14 protein-coding genes are annotated in these 14,858 nt (G+C 62.2%); 7 read left to right on the top strand and 7 right to left on the bottom strand.

From position 1 onward, the window contains the following. Positions 1–109 precede the first annotated feature (109 nt). A complete protein-coding gene (locus tag ACFQ6H_RS10660; protein WP_378645977.1) occupies positions 110–1,981 on the bottom strand; it encodes an NAD(P)-binding domain-containing protein in 1,872 nt (623 codons plus the stop codon). Positions 1,982–2,192: 211 nt separating this feature from the next. Between ACFQ6H_RS10660 and ACFQ6H_RS10665 the strand changes: the two genes are divergently transcribed. After that, positions 2,193–3,656: an MFS transporter gene (locus ACFQ6H_RS10665; protein WP_378645979.1), complete on the top strand. Its 1,464-nt coding sequence runs from the start codon at positions 2,193–2,195 to the stop codon at positions 3,654–3,656. A 40-nt stretch (positions 3,657–3,696) separates the two neighbouring features. Here the strand turns inward: ACFQ6H_RS10665 and ACFQ6H_RS10670 are convergent, their stop codons facing one another. Then, positions 3,697–4,842, bottom strand: coding sequence for a hypothetical protein (locus ACFQ6H_RS10670; protein ID WP_378645981.1), 1,146 nt, complete (start codon positions 4,840–4,842; stop codon positions 3,697–3,699). A gap of 220 nt (positions 4,843–5,062) precedes the next feature. Between ACFQ6H_RS10670 and ACFQ6H_RS10675 the strand changes: the two genes are divergently transcribed. Further along, positions 5,063–5,842 (top strand): acetoin reductase, encoded by a 780-nt coding sequence (locus ACFQ6H_RS10675; protein WP_378534928.1) that lies wholly within the window; start codon positions 5,063–5,065, stop codon positions 5,840–5,842. A 95-nt stretch (positions 5,843–5,937) separates the two neighbouring features. Continuing rightward, the gene (locus ACFQ6H_RS10680; protein ID WP_378536151.1) at positions 5,938–7,206 is read left to right on the top strand and encodes a GAF domain-containing protein; all 1,269 of its coding nucleotides are present in this window, start codon (positions 5,938–5,940) and stop codon (positions 7,204–7,206) included. Here ACFQ6H_RS10680 and ACFQ6H_RS10685 read toward each other — a convergent pair. The 3 genes from ACFQ6H_RS10685 to ACFQ6H_RS10695 all read right to left on the bottom strand — a co-directional run bounded on the left by ACFQ6H_RS10685 (position 7,185) and on the right by ACFQ6H_RS10695 (position 9,941). Beyond that, a complete protein-coding gene (locus ACFQ6H_RS10685) occupies positions 7,185–7,814 on the bottom strand; it encodes a DsbA family protein (protein WP_378645983.1) in 630 nt (209 codons plus the stop codon). The genes ACFQ6H_RS10680 and ACFQ6H_RS10685 overlap by 22 nt on opposite strands. A 70-nt stretch (positions 7,815–7,884) precedes the next feature. Continuing rightward, positions 7,885–8,538 (bottom strand): response regulator, encoded by a 654-nt coding sequence (locus ACFQ6H_RS10690; RefSeq protein WP_378645985.1) that lies wholly within the window; start codon positions 8,536–8,538, stop codon positions 7,885–7,887. 47 nt (positions 8,539–8,585) lie between these two features. Further along, positions 8,586–9,941, bottom strand: a complete 1,356-nt coding sequence (locus ACFQ6H_RS10695) for a sensor histidine kinase (protein ID WP_378645987.1) — start codon at positions 9,939–9,941, stop codon at positions 8,586–8,588. 24 nt (positions 9,942–9,965) lie between these two features. Here ACFQ6H_RS10695 and ACFQ6H_RS10700 point away from each other — a divergent pair, with 24 nt between their 5' ends. Together ACFQ6H_RS10700 and ACFQ6H_RS10705 are read left to right on the top strand one after the other, a co-directional pair. Then, positions 9,966–10,481, top strand: a complete 516-nt coding sequence (locus tag ACFQ6H_RS10700) for a DUF4352 domain-containing protein (protein ID WP_378645989.1) — start codon at positions 9,966–9,968, stop codon at positions 10,479–10,481. Beyond that, complete coding sequence (locus tag ACFQ6H_RS10705; RefSeq protein ID WP_378534924.1) at positions 10,478–10,960, top strand: hypothetical protein; 483 nt, start codon at positions 10,478–10,480, stop codon at positions 10,958–10,960. The genes ACFQ6H_RS10700 and ACFQ6H_RS10705 overlap by 4 nt, the downstream gene beginning before the upstream one ends. Here the strand turns inward: ACFQ6H_RS10705 and ACFQ6H_RS10710 are convergent. Next, positions 10,935–11,369 carry an OsmC family protein gene (locus tag ACFQ6H_RS10710; RefSeq protein ID WP_003945839.1) on the bottom strand — a complete coding sequence of 145 codons (435 nt, stop codon included), beginning with the start codon at positions 11,367–11,369 and terminating at the stop codon, positions 10,935–10,937. The two genes, ACFQ6H_RS10705 and ACFQ6H_RS10710, sit on opposite strands and share 26 nt — an antisense overlap. A 98-nt stretch (positions 11,370–11,467) precedes the next feature. Continuing rightward, positions 11,468–12,691, bottom strand: coding sequence for a TetR/AcrR family transcriptional regulator (locus tag ACFQ6H_RS10715; protein WP_378645991.1), 1,224 nt, complete (start codon positions 12,689–12,691; stop codon positions 11,468–11,470). 340 nt (positions 12,692–13,031) lie between these two features. Here ACFQ6H_RS10715 and ACFQ6H_RS10720 point away from each other — a divergent pair, with 340 nt between their 5' ends. Together ACFQ6H_RS10720 and ACFQ6H_RS10725 are read left to right on the top strand one after the other, a co-directional pair. Beyond that, positions 13,032–14,021 (top strand): NAD(P)H-dependent flavin oxidoreductase, encoded by a 990-nt coding sequence (locus ACFQ6H_RS10720; RefSeq protein ID WP_378645993.1) that lies wholly within the window; start codon positions 13,032–13,034, stop codon positions 14,019–14,021. Beyond that, positions 14,018–14,797 carry an enoyl-CoA hydratase gene (locus tag ACFQ6H_RS10725; protein WP_378645995.1) on the top strand — a complete coding sequence of 260 codons (780 nt, stop codon included), beginning with the start codon at positions 14,018–14,020 and terminating at the stop codon, positions 14,795–14,797. The genes ACFQ6H_RS10720 and ACFQ6H_RS10725 overlap by 4 nt, the downstream gene beginning before the upstream one ends. The last annotated feature ends 61 nt before the right edge of the window (positions 14,798–14,858 follow it).

Genomic DNA, 14,858 nt, shown 5'->3' on the forward strand with positions numbered 1-14,858 from the left:
ACTACACACACCAACCCCGCCTCGGTGTAAAATAAGTCCCCCCTTCGCTGAACCTGCTGTGCGCCTTTATTAACCTCCCGCGGTTAATAAAGGCGCACAGCAATAGTTTTCAACTCAGATGATGCACTTCCTGCAGCCCGTACACCGGCGTCGGAATGCCCTCGTAGCGCGCCTTCAACTGCAGCGCGAGGTACAGCGAGTAATGCCGCGACTGATGCAGATTGCCGCCGTGGAACCAGAGCGCTTCCTGCTGCGTCGGCTTCCACATGTTGCGCTGCTCGCCTTCCCACGGCCCCGGGTCCTTGGTCGTGTTCGAACCGAGGCCCCACACCTTGCCGACCTTGTCAGCGGTGTCCTGACCGATCAGATCCGCCACCCAGCCGTTCATCGAGCCGTAGCCGGTCGCGTAGACCACGACGTCGGCAGGCAATTCCGTACCGTCTTCGAGGATCACGCTGTTCTCGGTCAGCTCACGAATGTTGCCGTGCGCGAGCTTGATGTCCCCGTTGGCAACCAGTTCTGCAGCGCCGACGTCGATGTAGTAACCCGAGCCACGTCGTAGGTACTTCATGAACAGGCCCGAACCGTCGTCGCCCCAGTCGTGCTCGAAGCCCGCCTTCTCGAGGCGATCGTAGAAGTCTTTGTCGCGCTCACGGATTGCGTCGTACACCGGGATCTGGAACTCGTGCATGATCCGGTACGGCAGCGAACCGAACGTGAGATCGGCCTTGTGCGTCGTCATTCCGGCAGCGAGGGCGCGCTCCGAATACAGATCACCCAAGCCCAGATCCATCAGCGAATCCGACTTCACGATGTGCGTCGAGCTGCGCTGCACCATCGTGACGTCGATGCCGTTCTCCCACAGAGCGCCGCAGATGTCGTGCGAGGAATTGTTGGCCCCGATCACGACGACCTTCTTGCCCACGTACTGATCCGGTCCGGGGTGCTTGCTCGAGTGGTGCTGATCGCCGAGGAACTTGTCCTGGCCGGGGAACGTCGGAACGTTGGCCTTGCCGGACATACCGGTCGCCATCACCAACTGCTTGGGACGCAAGGTCAGCTTCTCGCCGTTTCGATTGACCTCGACGGTCCATTCCTGGGCCTTCTCGTCGAACGACGCCGACGTGCAGGTCGTGGAACTCCAGTACGGCACCTCCATGACCTTCGTGTACATCTCGAGCCAGTCACCGATCTTGTCCTTCGGCGCGAACACCGGCCAGTTGTCCGGGAACGGCATGTAAGGCAGATGGTCGTACCAGACCGGATCGTGCAGGCACAGGGACTTGTAACGTCCACGCCACTGATCGCCGGGTCGCTCGTGGCTGTCGATCACGATGGCCGGAACTCCGAGCTGACGCATCCGGGCGCCGAGCGCGATACCGCCCTGGCCGCCGCCGACGATCACGACGTAAGGCTGTGTGGTGTAACCGAGTTCGCGGTCCTCGATCTCCTTCTGCTCGGCCCACGTGACGCGGTTCGGATCTGCACCGTGCTTCGCTCCCCGCGGCCGGCGAGTGCCCTTGCCTTCTTCGTGCCCCTTCAATTCTTGCAGCGACGTAAGCAGAGTCCAAGCGACATATTCCCCGGGTCGCTCCGCTCCTGCCCGCCGATCATCTACCTTCAAACGAAGGTGCCCGTGCGCACGCCCGGTAGCAGTCTCGAATTCGATCCAGGCAGACGTGACGCCGTCGGCTTCGTCGGGTGTCTCGGTGGTCCGAAATCCTGAAGGATCGGTGTCGTCCAGACGTTCGGAGAGCATGTCGGCGATCTGCTCGCGACCTTCGACAGTCTTGATGTTCCAGGTGAACGACACCAAGTCTCGCCAGAAGCTGTCGAGCGCGAATTTGCCTGCAACACGCTCGATGTCACGAGCGGCGAGTGCCGATTCGAAATCCGCCAGCCAGGCGTCGACGCGCTCCTGAGGTGTCACCGCCGTCGCCTTCACCTCTGGGGCGACTGCGGAATCGATGGTTTGCGTCATCACTTCTCCTTGTTTGTGAATGTGACACACAGCACATCGCATAAGTGGCCCCGGTCACAAGCGTTGCAGCCTGTTGCAATCCGAACCACTGTGACCAATCCCTCGATCACAAAACTAGTTGAAGTATGCAACGGTATGTACGATTCAAACCGCTTCGATGATGCGAATCCTTCGCATCGCCAACCACCCTCGACCCGCACAGGAGACACGCATGCCAAGTGTGAGCGCTACCGCCGAGCGGTCAGCACCCGGCGTCCGACCTGGTGGACTCGTCGTCGTCCTGGCTTTCGTCGGCATCGTCGCCGCACTCATGCAGACGCTTGTCGTCCCGTTGATCGCAGATCTACCCAAACTGCTGAACACGACGGCATCGAACGCGTCGTGGGTCGTCACCGCAACTCTGCTGGCGGGCGCCGTCGCCACTCCGATAGCCGGTCGACTCGGCGATCTGTACGGCAAGCGACAGATGATTCTGATCTTCACAATCCCGCTCATTGCCGGATCGATCATTTGCGCAACCGCCAATTCGGTCGTTCCGATGGTGATCGGTCGCGGATTGCAAGGCACCTGCGCCAGCCTGATCCCGCTCGGTATCAGCGCGCTGCGCGATCTGCTTCCGCCGAAAAGGGTAAATTCTGCGATCGCACTGATGAGTTCGTCGATGGGAATCGGCAGTGCACTCGGTATGCCGATCGCCGCGGTGGTAGCCGAGAATGCAAGCTGGCGGGCTCTCTTCTGGGGATCTGCGGTGCTCAGTGTGCTGATTCTGATCCTGACCTGGTTCTTCGTTCCGACAACTCCGGTACACGAGGCCGGCGGACGGTTCGACCTGGTCGGCGGGGTCGGGCTCGGAGTCGGCCTGGTTTCCCTCCTCCTGGCCGTATCGAAGGGCGGCACCTGGGGTTGGACAAGCGTCACCACCGTGGGCTTGTTCGCCACAACGATCATCGTTCTTGTCGCCTGGATCTGGTTCGAACGACGCACCGACGAGCCTCTCGTCGATCTACGTGTCACTGCGAGGCCACAGGTGCTACTGACCAATCTCGCCTCCGTTGCAGCCGGATTCGCGATGTACGGACAGTTCTTGATCATCCCGCAACTCCTGCAACTGCCCGAGTCCACGGGATACGGCATGGGACAGTCGATGTTGGCCATGGGATTGTGGATGGCTCCGCCCGGATTCGTGATGATGGCGGTGTCACCGCTCGGCGCACGGCTCTCCGCACTGCGCGGACCGAAGTTCACACTCCTCACGGGCATCCTCGTGGTCGCCCTCGGGTACGGGTCTTCGATGCTGCTGATGGGCTCGACATGGGGACTGCTGATCGTCGCCTGTATTGCCAACGCCGGCATCAGTCTTGCGTACGGCGCCATGCCTGCCCTCATCATGGGCGCGGTACCGCCGTCTGCCACTGCCGCCGCCAACGGATTCAACAGTTTGATGCGCTCGATCGGCACGTCGATGTGCGCCGCTGTCATCGGTGTAGTTCTCGCGCAGATGACCGTCCAGGTGGGTGACCACACTCTGCCGTCGGAAGCCGGATTCCGGATCTGCCTGCTGATCAGTTGTGGGGCCGCATTGATCGCCGCAGCGATCGCGTTGTCGATTCCGTTTCGAAAGATGTCTTCCCGGATCGAAATACCCGCAGAGCCTGCGTCTGCCGCGGCGAGCTGACCGCAGTCGGGTTGCCCGCACTGTCGTGCGGGCAACCGGGTCACCCCTCGGCAGGCTTCAGTTTGCCGAGTCCCAGCGACTGAAATCCGACGACGTAGAACAACGTCCACAGCACGGCCCAGTCCACGAAACCCAGTGCATTGCCGTGCAATCCGTCGGCGACTGCCGGTTCGTGAAGAATGTGCTCTGCCGCAAAACGGTAGTAGAACAAGAAGGTCACCACCGCCAGCGCAAACGTGAGCACCGCGCGGATCGCCAAGTTGACCCCGTCCGCAAAACCCGTCGGCTTGTTACCGAAGGCGTTGGCCCAGAAGATCATCCAGAAGGCCCAGCACACACCGAGCTGCGCCGGGAACTGATGCACCACGCCGCCCAATTCGGCAACGGCATCGCTTCCCAACAGCGCCTTCACGACCGGAATGGCCACGAAGTACAAGCCTGTTCCCAAGGCGAAGTTGCCGACGGTGGCTGCGAGTGCCGTCTTTCCGCCGCCGCCGAACAGTCTCCACGGCCAGTTGTCGAGCGTCTGGCCGGTCAAGATCACGACCACCACGACACAGTAGAACCACCCGAGTACGGTGTCGACGGTCATCAACGGATCGGTGGCGGAGAGCGACACGGACGGCAGGCCGAACACGAAGTAGAGCGCCAACGTCGGGACGGCGACAAACGCGATCTCACACAACCCCACCAGCGGTTGCTTCATCCCCAGGGAAGTCCACGGCCAATGCTGCCAGTTCAGGACCACCATCACCCAGGTCCCGAAGCCGAAGAGCACGAACAGCGCACCCGCGAAATATCCGAGGCCGCCCTCACGATCGGCCGCGAAATCCGGGTACAGGCTCCCCAAGCCGTTTGCCAGGAGCCACGTCACCACGACGGCGAAGACCGCGGTCGCGACCATGATCGCCAGGCCCTTCACCGGCTGCGGAAGTCGATCGAAGCCGGCGAACTCGCAGTTGAAGCCGATGAACACCACAAAGAGGATCGCCCAGAAAAGCGCCGCATTGAACGGCAATGGGTAGAAATTCCACGGACTGGTGGTCGGATCGGCCAGAAGGTACCAACTCGCCACGGCCAGCACGAGAACGATCACGAGGTTGGCGATCCCGAACCCGATCCAGCGGCGTGACGGCTGCCGACTCGGCGTCGCCGGTTCTGTGGGTGTGTCGACTGTAGCGGTCATGTTCCCTCTCCCAGATTGTCTCGCAAGATGATTCGCGAAGTGGTGGCGCAACTATGAAGCTGTCGCGCGGGGCACCGGGAGGGTTGCCGAGGGTTGCAAGCGCCGTCCGATTTTCCGGAATTGCAACACGGTGCAACCCTTCCGCATTGTGGTCGCCGTCACATACAAATCACTCATCGGTTCCCAGGCAACCGGTTCACTGCTTACGAGGAGAAACTGCATGAGCATCACGGGCAAGGTAGTACTGGTCACCGGCGCCGGCCAAGGCATCGGACGCGGAATCGCACTCCGCCTCGCCCACGACGGCGCCGACATCGCGTTGGTCGACCTCGACCAGACCAAACTGGATGCGGTTGCCGACGAGATTCGACGGATCGGGCGTCGCACAACCACGTTTGTCGCCGACGTCAGCGATCGAGCGCAGGTCAACGCAGCCGTCGAACACGCACACCAGGAATTGGGCGGATTCGACGTCATCGTCAACAACGCGGGAATAGCTCTCGTCGGCCCGATCTCCGACGCGACGCCGGAAGAGGTTTCCAAAATCTGGAGCGTTAACGTCGACGGCGTCCTGTGGGGAATTCAGGCCGCAGCGGCAAAGTTCCAGGCGCTCGGTCAGCGCGGAAAGATAATCAACGCGTCGTCCATCGCCGGCCACGACGGGTTCGCCATGTTAGGTGTTTACAGCGCAACAAAATTCGCGGTCCGAGCACTCACACAGGCTGCGGCCAAGGAATACGCATCGGACGGAATCACCGTCAACGCGTACTGCCCCGGCGTTGTGGGTACCGACATGTGGGTGACAATCGACAAGAGATTCGCCGAGTTGACCGGTGCGCCGGAGGGCGCCACCTACGAGAAGTTCGTCGGCGGAATTGCTCTGGGGCGCGCTGAAACCCCGGACGACGTAGCAGGATTCGTCTCGTACCTGGCCGGGCCCGACTCCGACTACATGACCGGGCAGGCCGGTCTCATCGACGGCGGCCTCGTTTATCGCTGACCGCGGTGCCTTCACTGAAAACGGTGTCTTCACTGAAAACGGTGTCTTCACTGAAAACGGCGCCTTCGCCAAAAAAGCGGTTGCCCGAGCCCGCGATGCCGCCCGGTGAGGATCCTCGCGACTACGCGAGGACCCTCGCCGCGGTGTACGACGCGACGATGGCCGGAGACCGCGCACCGGCCCGCCCCCGGGACGTGGTGCGCCAATCGTGGCAGCGCCTGCGTGAACTCGGTATCGACCCCGAGCACAACCGGGTCGAACCGTCCATGGACGTGGCCGAACTCGATCTTCGCCGCCGTGAGTCCGGACTGTACGACGTGCTCGACGACGTCACGCGCGGACTCGAATCGGTCACCGCGAGCGGTGAGAACATCATGGTCGTCGCGGATCTTCGCGGAACTGTGCTGTGGCGCAGCGGGTCCCATCGTGTACTGGACCAGGCCGCGAGGCTGGGATTTGTCGAAGGGGCGAACTGGGCCGAGGACAGCGTCGGCACCAATGCCATCGGAACGGCACTGGTGTCACGTCAGGCGGTTCAGATCTTCTCGGCGGAACACTATGCGCGCAGCCATCATCCGTGGACCTGTGCTGGGGCACCCATCCGCGATCCGCGGGACGACCGGGTCATCGGCGTAGTCGACATCAGTGGTCCCGCCAAGACCGTCCACCCCACCACACTGGCTCTGGTCGACGCCGTCGCACGTCTTGCCCAATCACACCTGCGCGACAAGCATCGGGACAATCTCGATCAATTACGTTCTGTTGCAGGACCGATGCTTGCACGGAGCGGATCACCTGCATTGGTGATCGATACCCATGGCTGGGTAGCGGCGGTCGACGCGCTACCCCACCGCTCGCGCGTGCTGCTCCCCGCAGCTTTGGCTCCCGGCAGGACGTGGTTCCCCGCCCTGGGCCTGTGCGAACTGGATCCGCTTCCCGGCGGGTGGCTGGTTCGGCCGATCACCACCGGCGAGAAAATCACCGCCCCCACGGTGCATATCGATCTGCGCGATTCCGAGAACATGTCGGTGACCGTCACGTCGGGGTTGGGCGAATGGGCGTACTCCCCGACCCAGCGGCATGCGGAGATTTTGTTCCTCCTCGGATCCGAGAGGCGCGGACTGACGGCATCTCGGTTGGCGCAGGATCTGTTCGGGGATCCGGCCCGCACGGTGACCGCGCGGGCCGAGATGTCGCGTCTGCGAAAGAACCTTGCCGGAGTTGTTGCGGCGCAGCCGTACCGGTTCGTCGATGCAGCACAGGTCACGCTTTCCTGCCCTGACGACGGCGCACATCTGTTGCCGTTCTCGAACGCGCCGGCAGTTCGTGCCGCTCGCCGTACTCAGGCCGGTTCGGAGGCCTGAGTAAGCAACTGCAAGAACACCTCTTCGGGCTGAGCGCCGGATACTGCGACCGCACGGTTGGCGACGAAGAACGGGACGCCGCTGACCTGGAGTTGGCGCGCCATGGAGAGATCCTCGCGTACCGCCTCCGCTGCGGCATCGGAGTCGAGTTGCTCGCGCACGACATCGGCGTCGAGGCCGACGCTCACGGCCAGCTCGACCAGCACCTCACGGTCGTCGATCACCTTGCCGTCGCTGAAGTGAGCCTTGAACAGCGCTTCGAGGAGTTCGTTCTGCCGATCGCCCGCAAGATGCAGCAACCTGTGCGCGTCAAAGGTATTGGCGGCGATCACGGTGTCGAAGTCCAAGGTCAACCCGACCTCGGCCGCCGTCGCGCTGACGTGGGCGAACATCTGACGTACCTGATCAGGCGCCATACCCTTCATCTCGACCAGGGCGTCGAGTTCGGTGCGTCCCTCTCCCACCGGAGTCTCCGGAGCGAGCTGGTACGAACGCCAGATGACGTTGACGCGGTCCTTGTTCTCGAAACGATCCAGAGCCGAGAGGAACCTGGTCTTTCCGATGTAGCACCACGGACAAGCAACGTCCGACCACACTTCGATGGTCACGTCTTGGTCAATCAAGATTTGATCAGTCACCGAAGGTGCAACAACAAACAGGGGCGGGATTAGTCCCGAGTCACGTGACCAGGCCACACCGGAACGCGATCAACGACGCACTCACCCGGTTGGGCACGCCGAGCTTGGCGAACAGCGAAGAGATATGCGTCTTGACGGTGGTCTCACCGAGGTACAGCCGTTCCGCGATGACGCTGTTGGCAGCGCCCGTCGCCAGGATTGTCAGCACTTCACGCTCGCGGTCGGTGAGCGAAGCGAGCGGAGTGAGGTCGGGTGCTTGCCGACGCGGCGACGAGGCCACGATGGCGCGTAGAGAATCGGAGCTGAACAACGAGTGGTCCGACGCAACCACCCGTACTGCCTGCTGGAACGCCTCCGGCGCCGCATCCTTGCTCAGGAAACTGTGCGCGCCCGCCTCGACTGCCTGCACGACCATGTCGTCGACATCGAAGGCCGTCATCGCGATGACCTTCGGCGGATTGCTCATGGTCATCAGTTCTCGGGTGGCCGCCAAGCCGCCCACCCGTGCCATTTTCAGATCCATCAACACCACATGTGGACGAAAACGAGTGACCTTGGCTGCGACCTGATCGCCGTCCTCGGCCTCGGCAACCACCACGATGTCCGACGCTGCTTCCAGGATGTCCTTCATCCCGCGCCGAACCCAGGCGTCGTTGTCGACGATCAAAACTGTGATGCGCGAGTCAGCGTCCATAGTGCGCTCAGATTACCCAGTGACCCCGACAGTTAGAGCTAGGCGGGCTACGACGACCAGGGCACCCAGCAACTGACGAGGAAATCGTCCCCCAGCGCGCCTGCCTCGACCTTGCCGCCGATCTCTCGCGCCTGTTCGGCCAACCCTCGTAGACCTGATCGCGAACCGATCGACGTCATGGGTGCAAGCTCGCTGAGCTTGTTGCGTGCAAGAATGCGAATTCCGTCGTGCGGCGACCCGGTGACCGAAATGACGAGCATCTGGTCGCTCGCGTACTTCTGGACATTGGTCAACGACTCCTGCACGACGCGATAACAGACGTGCCCCGCCAACATTCCGACATCACCCGGGAGCAACTCCGATTCGAGACGGCAGTGAATGCCTGCCGCGCGTGCGCTGTTGACCAGATCACCGATCGCGTCGATCCCCTGATGCCCGCCGTGTTCGCGACGGTCACCGCTTCCCCTGAGCACTCCGACGATTCCCTTCAATTCGTCCAAAGCCTCGTGCGCGGTGGTTCTGATCATCGCAGCGGTGTTGACGACCTTCTCGGGATTGTCTGCCGCGCTGACCTGTAACCCACCGGCGAACAACGAAATCCGACTCAGACTGGCCGCGATCGTGTCGTGCATGTCGCGAGCGATCCGCGTTCGCTCTTCGGTGCGAATCATCTCGTCGCGCATCACGTCTGTTTTCTCAGTGGCCAGATCCCGTACGTGCTCGGCCTCGACAAGCTCGGTTCTGGTCCGAATCAGGAGCGAGAGCGCCACGACGATGCCGACCATGACGGCTGCGACGAGCCACGGGATCCAGATGGCGATGTCATATTGAACGACCGCCGAACCGTCCTTGGGTTTCGCGGTGCCCATCGTGAGAACGGAGTACTCACGATTTCGAAAAGCGTCGTAGGTCAACGAAATTCCGCAGACGACGAAGACAGCTGCCGCAGCGGCTGCAAGCCTAGGCCCACGCGCGATCCGAGCAACGGCGAACAACGCGATGAGCGCCGCCGTCGCATCGGTGGGGAAGAACAGCGGGCCGACAAGCGTGATCGCCAGAACCACCCAAGGATGTTGATGTCGCCAGACAAGCGATATCCCACCGGCCACACCCAGGACGAACCCGATCCCGACCAATACCGGTGGCATGTTGCCCGACGCGCCGGCGATGCCCACCGTCATGATCGAACAGAAGATGCTGAACGCGACGGCGGCGGTAGTCCACACGCGTCGTCGCACAACAGTTCCTTTGGTGGTGATCACCGAGCAAGCGTATCGACCGCCACCGACGCCTCGAATCAGCCGAACGGGTGGACGAACAGTCAAGCTCCGACCGAAAGGATGAGGCGCCCCGATCTTTCGACTGAAGCGGTGAGCGGTCCCCACATCGTTGACTTGTGCCATACCAACTCTCGAAAGGCGCACATCATGCGATCACTCCGCACTCCCCTCGCCCTCCTCGCCGTCGGCGCAGCCCTGTTCGCCACCATCGCCTCGGGCGAAACAGACGAAGCGAAGAAGGTCGACGACAACGGTTCGTCCGCCGCACCTGCAACTGCGTTCGGTATCGGTGACGTCGTCGAACTGGGCGACTGGCGCGTCCAGGTACACGGCGTTGTCGATCCTTACGTCTCGACCAATCAGTTCATCACCGCGGATCCCGGAAACCGCTACGTCGTCGTCGACACCGAGGTCACCAACAACAGCGACAAGCCGTCGACGGTCTCGTCGATGATGTGCTTCGAACTGCAGGACTCGGCAAACAAGTCGTACAACATCACGTTCACCGACAGCAGCACGTCGAGTGTCGACGGAGAACTTGCGCCGGGCGCTGCCAAGCGAGGCGAATTGGCGTACGAGGTCCCCGAAGCCGCCGCCAGTCTGCGCCTTCAGTTCAAGTGCGATCTGTTCTCGTCCGGCTCGGCAACGATCAACCTGTCGTGAACCGTCCGGGCGATCTGCTGCTGAGTCCGTGGGCGCTGGTCTCGGTGGCCGTCATCTTGGTCAACGACCACGTACTCAAAGGAGCCTTCGGGAACACGATGACGGGCAAGCTGTCCGACGTCGCCGGTGTGTTCCTGTTTCCCCTGCTTCTTCTCTCGGTTCTCGAGGTGCTCAGGCGAAGCCTGGTGGGGCGAGCAGCGATCGCCTGGTCCATCGCAGTCACGGGAATCGGCTTCGCCGCCGTGAAGGTGGTACCGCCGATCGGCGACGCGTACGAGTGGGTGATCGGGTTTCTCCGCCTGACCGCAGGAGGATTCCGCGGAGATCTCTTGCCGATCGTGGTCTTTCGCGATCCCTCGGATCTGTGGGTGCTCCCGATACTGTTCGCGAGCTACCTGGTCGTCACACACCACCGCACTCGGGCGCCGGAGGGGGCGCCCGAGCACGAGATGATCAGTCCAGGGCCGCGTCCAACGTGATGTCGACGCCGGTCAGTGCCTTGCTGATCGGGCAGGTTTCCTTTGCCGCCTGGGCAACCTTGGCAAAACCGTCGGCGTCGAGGCCGTCGACCTCGGCGCGAACGGTGAGCTTGATTCCGGTGAGCTTGAAGCCGACCGTGTCGGGGCCGAGTGACACGTCCGCGGTGATGTCGAGGCTCTGCGGGGTTCCGCCGGCCTCGGCGATCAGGGCCGACAACTGCATCGCGTAGCAGGACGAATGCGCCGCGGCGATGAGTTCCTCGGGGCTGGTGGTTCCACCGGCCTCCTCAGCTGCGCGCTTGGGGAACGACACATCGAAGGTGGCGACGCCCGAGCTGGTGAGTTCCACCTGTCCCGATCCGGCCTCGAGGGTGCCGTTCCAGGCGGTGCGTGCGGTACGAGTTGGCATTGCTGTCCCTACTTCCGTCTTCACATGATTCGGTGAACGCCTTGCGATCACGAACCTACCCGCGATACGTGAAGTCACACCTACTGTTTCGGACTGCTCTACCCGAGGAGCGTCGCAGACAGCAGTTTCTCGACGCGCGCCTGCGCGGAGTTCTCGGAGGAAAAGTGAACGATACGGCCGATGTCGAAGACCAGTCCGAGCGCCGCATGGACGAGGAACCGCGCTTGGACGATCGTCAACTCCGGCCGTGCCTCGACGCACAGGTGCGCCCACTCCTCGACATTGAGCCGCTGAATGTTGCGCAACTCGGTCCGTGATCGATCCGGCAAGCTGCCGATCTCGGCAAAGTACACGGCCAACAGTTCGCTGGTCCCGAATGAAACCTCGACGTACAACTTCGCCAACGTCTCGACGGCCGCGAGAGGAGTCTCCGACTCCGCCAAGGCCGAACCCAACGTCATCGTCAGACGATCGGACGCCCGGTGGAATGCAGCAGCAAGTAGGTCGGCCTTGCTCGCGAAGTGCCGATACACGCTCGACGCATTGATACCCGCCGCGGCACCGATCTCCTCGATGCTCACGTCGTGGTAGCCGCGCTGATAGAACAGCAAAACTGCTTCCTGAAGCAGCACTTCACGTTTCGACGTCCGGGCGAGGCCGGGTTTGCGTTCGGACGCCACTACCCTCGCGCCATCCTCCTCACCAACGGGCAATTCGACGCCGATGACAGACCAGCATGCCGCAAGAATCAGCGCTTCGATCTGCTTGGCGGACAACGCCGATCGGTGTCCGGTGATACTGGCGATCACACTGAGCACGGCCGGTGCGATCAGCTCTACATCGGCCGGATCGAGTTCGGGACGCACTGCGGCAAGCGGTTCGGCGATCCGAAGATTGAGCGTGCGCATTCCCACCCGCAATTGCTCACGATCCTCGTCGACCAGGTAGCGCCCCTCCCAACGGTAGAGCCCTCCCCTGCGCCGATTCTCGATCGTTGCGCGGATGACACCCACCATCGTGGAGTTCAACTGCTCGCGTGGATCTTCGTTTCGGTGCACCGCTGGATCGCTGGCATCCAACAACGCCTGCGTCAGGTTGTTCACCGTGTAGACGAACAGCGCGTATTTCGTGGGGAAATGACGGTAGAGGGCCGGCCCGGAGATTCCGACCTTCGCTGCGATCTCGTCGATACCGACCGCGTGGTAGCCACGTTCGCTGAACGCCTCCGCGGCAGCGGCCGCGATTTGCGCCTTCCGATTCTTCGGACGCGTCCGTGGTGCAGGTTCACTGCCGCGCACGGAGACGCGCGTCTGTCCGGGCACCAAACCCTCCACTTCCGTTACTTTCCTCTTCTACTTCCTTCGTCCGCTGCACCGCTCTTTCACAGGCGCGAGCCCGAACGGATCATGGTAACCGTCACGAAAGTCGCAATTCGCGCCCGGTACAGCTTCACCCGAAACCCTACAACGCAGGTGTTGCGACGGACGGATTCCGCAAAAAGAGTCTTGACACCCGCTCTCTCAGCGGTGTTATGTTAGTGACGATTCGCATAACCTCGCACGAAGTCCGCTAGCGGGCTCGTTCCCTGCGGCGTGAGGTTTTCTTCGCCTGCAAGAGGGTTCGATGCCGAATGACCGACCGTAAGAAAGTAGTTGTGAGCAGATGATTCGCACTCGCTTCACCGAAATGTTCGGCGTTGACCATCCCATCGTGCAGGGGGGCATGATGTGGGTGGGACGAGCAGAACTTGTTGCGGCCACGGCAAATTCCGGCGCCCTCGGGTTCTTGACGGGCCTCACTCAACCCACACCGGAAGACCTCGTCAAGGAAATTGCTCGAACCCGCGATCTCACCGACAAGCCTTTCGGCGTCAATCTCACTATTCTGCCGTCGATCACGCCGCCGCCGTACGCCGAATACCGCCAGGCGATCATCGAATCCGGGATCAAGATCGTCGAAACCGCCGGTTCCAATCCGATCGATCATCTTCCGCATTTCAAGGACGCGGGCGTGAAAGTTATCCACAAGTGCACTGCAGTTCGACATGCGGTCAAAGCCGAGAGACTGGGCGTCGACGCCGTCAGCATCGACGGCTTCGAATGCGCCGGGCACCCAGGCGAGGACGACATACCAGGGCTGATTCTGATTCCGGCGGCCACGCAGCAACTCACGATTCCCGTGATCGCTTCGGGCGGAATCGCAGATTCCAGAGGACTCGTTGCGGCGCTTGCTCTCGGAGCGGACGGCGTCAACATGGGAACTCGATTCATGTGCACCGTGGAATCCCCTGTAGCGCAATCGGTTAAAAGGCAGATTGTCGCAAACACCGAGCGTGATACCAAGCTGATCTTCCGGACCCTTCACAACACGGCACGCGTGGCCGCGAATGCGATCAGCGCAGAGGTCGTCGACATCGAGGCACGCGGCGGCGCAGAGTTCAGCGACATTCAGCATCTGGTCGCCGGAGCACGCGGGCGCAAGGTTTTCGAAGACGGCGATCTCGATGCAGGCATCTGGTCGGCCGGCCAAAGCCAGGGATTGATCAACGACATCCCGACCGTCGCCGACATGATCGACCGTATGGTGTCGGAGGCCGAACACATCATCACCTCACGGCTTTCCGGATTCGTGACGGAGGTGAGCGCGGCATGACAGCCACCGCCGAGGCGGGCTTCCGCTCCGAAATCACCGACGGTGTACTGCGATTGACTTTCGACCGCCCCAAGCGCATGAACGCGATCGATCTGCCCACGATGAACGCTTTCGCTGCCGCCGTCCACGACGGCGGCACAGACCCGGCAGTTCGTACCATCGTCATCACCGGCGCCGGTCGAGCATTCTGTACCGGCGCCGACCTCGCCGCAGCGGCCGTCAACCCCGCAGACCCGAAAGTCGTCATGGAAGCGGCAACTTCTCTGATTCGCGCCATCACCGGCGCCCCCGTCCCGGTGATCGCCGCGGTCAACGGCCCGGCCGCCGGCGTCGGTGTATCCATCGCTCTAGCCGCGGACCTGACGTACGCAGCATCGAGCGCCTACTTCCTTCTCTCGTTCGTCAACATCGGTCTGATGCCGGACGGCGGCGCCAGCGCGCTGGTACCGGCGGCGATCGGACGCGCCCGCGCCGCCGAGATGGCGTTGCTGGGCGGGCGGGTTTCTGCCGAGGACGCCGAGCGTTTCGGGCTCGTGTCTCGCACCGTCTCCGACGACGCGTTCGACGCACACATCCAGTCGATCGCCGATCGCACGTCGAAGGCTCCTCGACGCGCCCTCGAACTCACCAAACGCGCACTCAATGCGGCTACGTTGGACCGCCTCGACGCCGCCCTGGAGCTCGAAAATACCGGTCAGGCAGAACTTCTCACTGGCGAGGACTTCAAAGAAGGCGCGATGGCGATGCTCCAGAAGCGTGCACCGCACTTCAAGTGACCGCTGCGAATTTTCGTTAACAAAACCACTGTGCACTTCGACGGCTCACTGTAGCCTGAGT

The organism is Rhodococcus sp. NPDC056506 (assembly GCF_042794945.1).
Taxonomy (GTDB): Bacteria; Actinomycetota; Actinomycetes; order Mycobacteriales; family Mycobacteriaceae; genus Rhodococcus_F.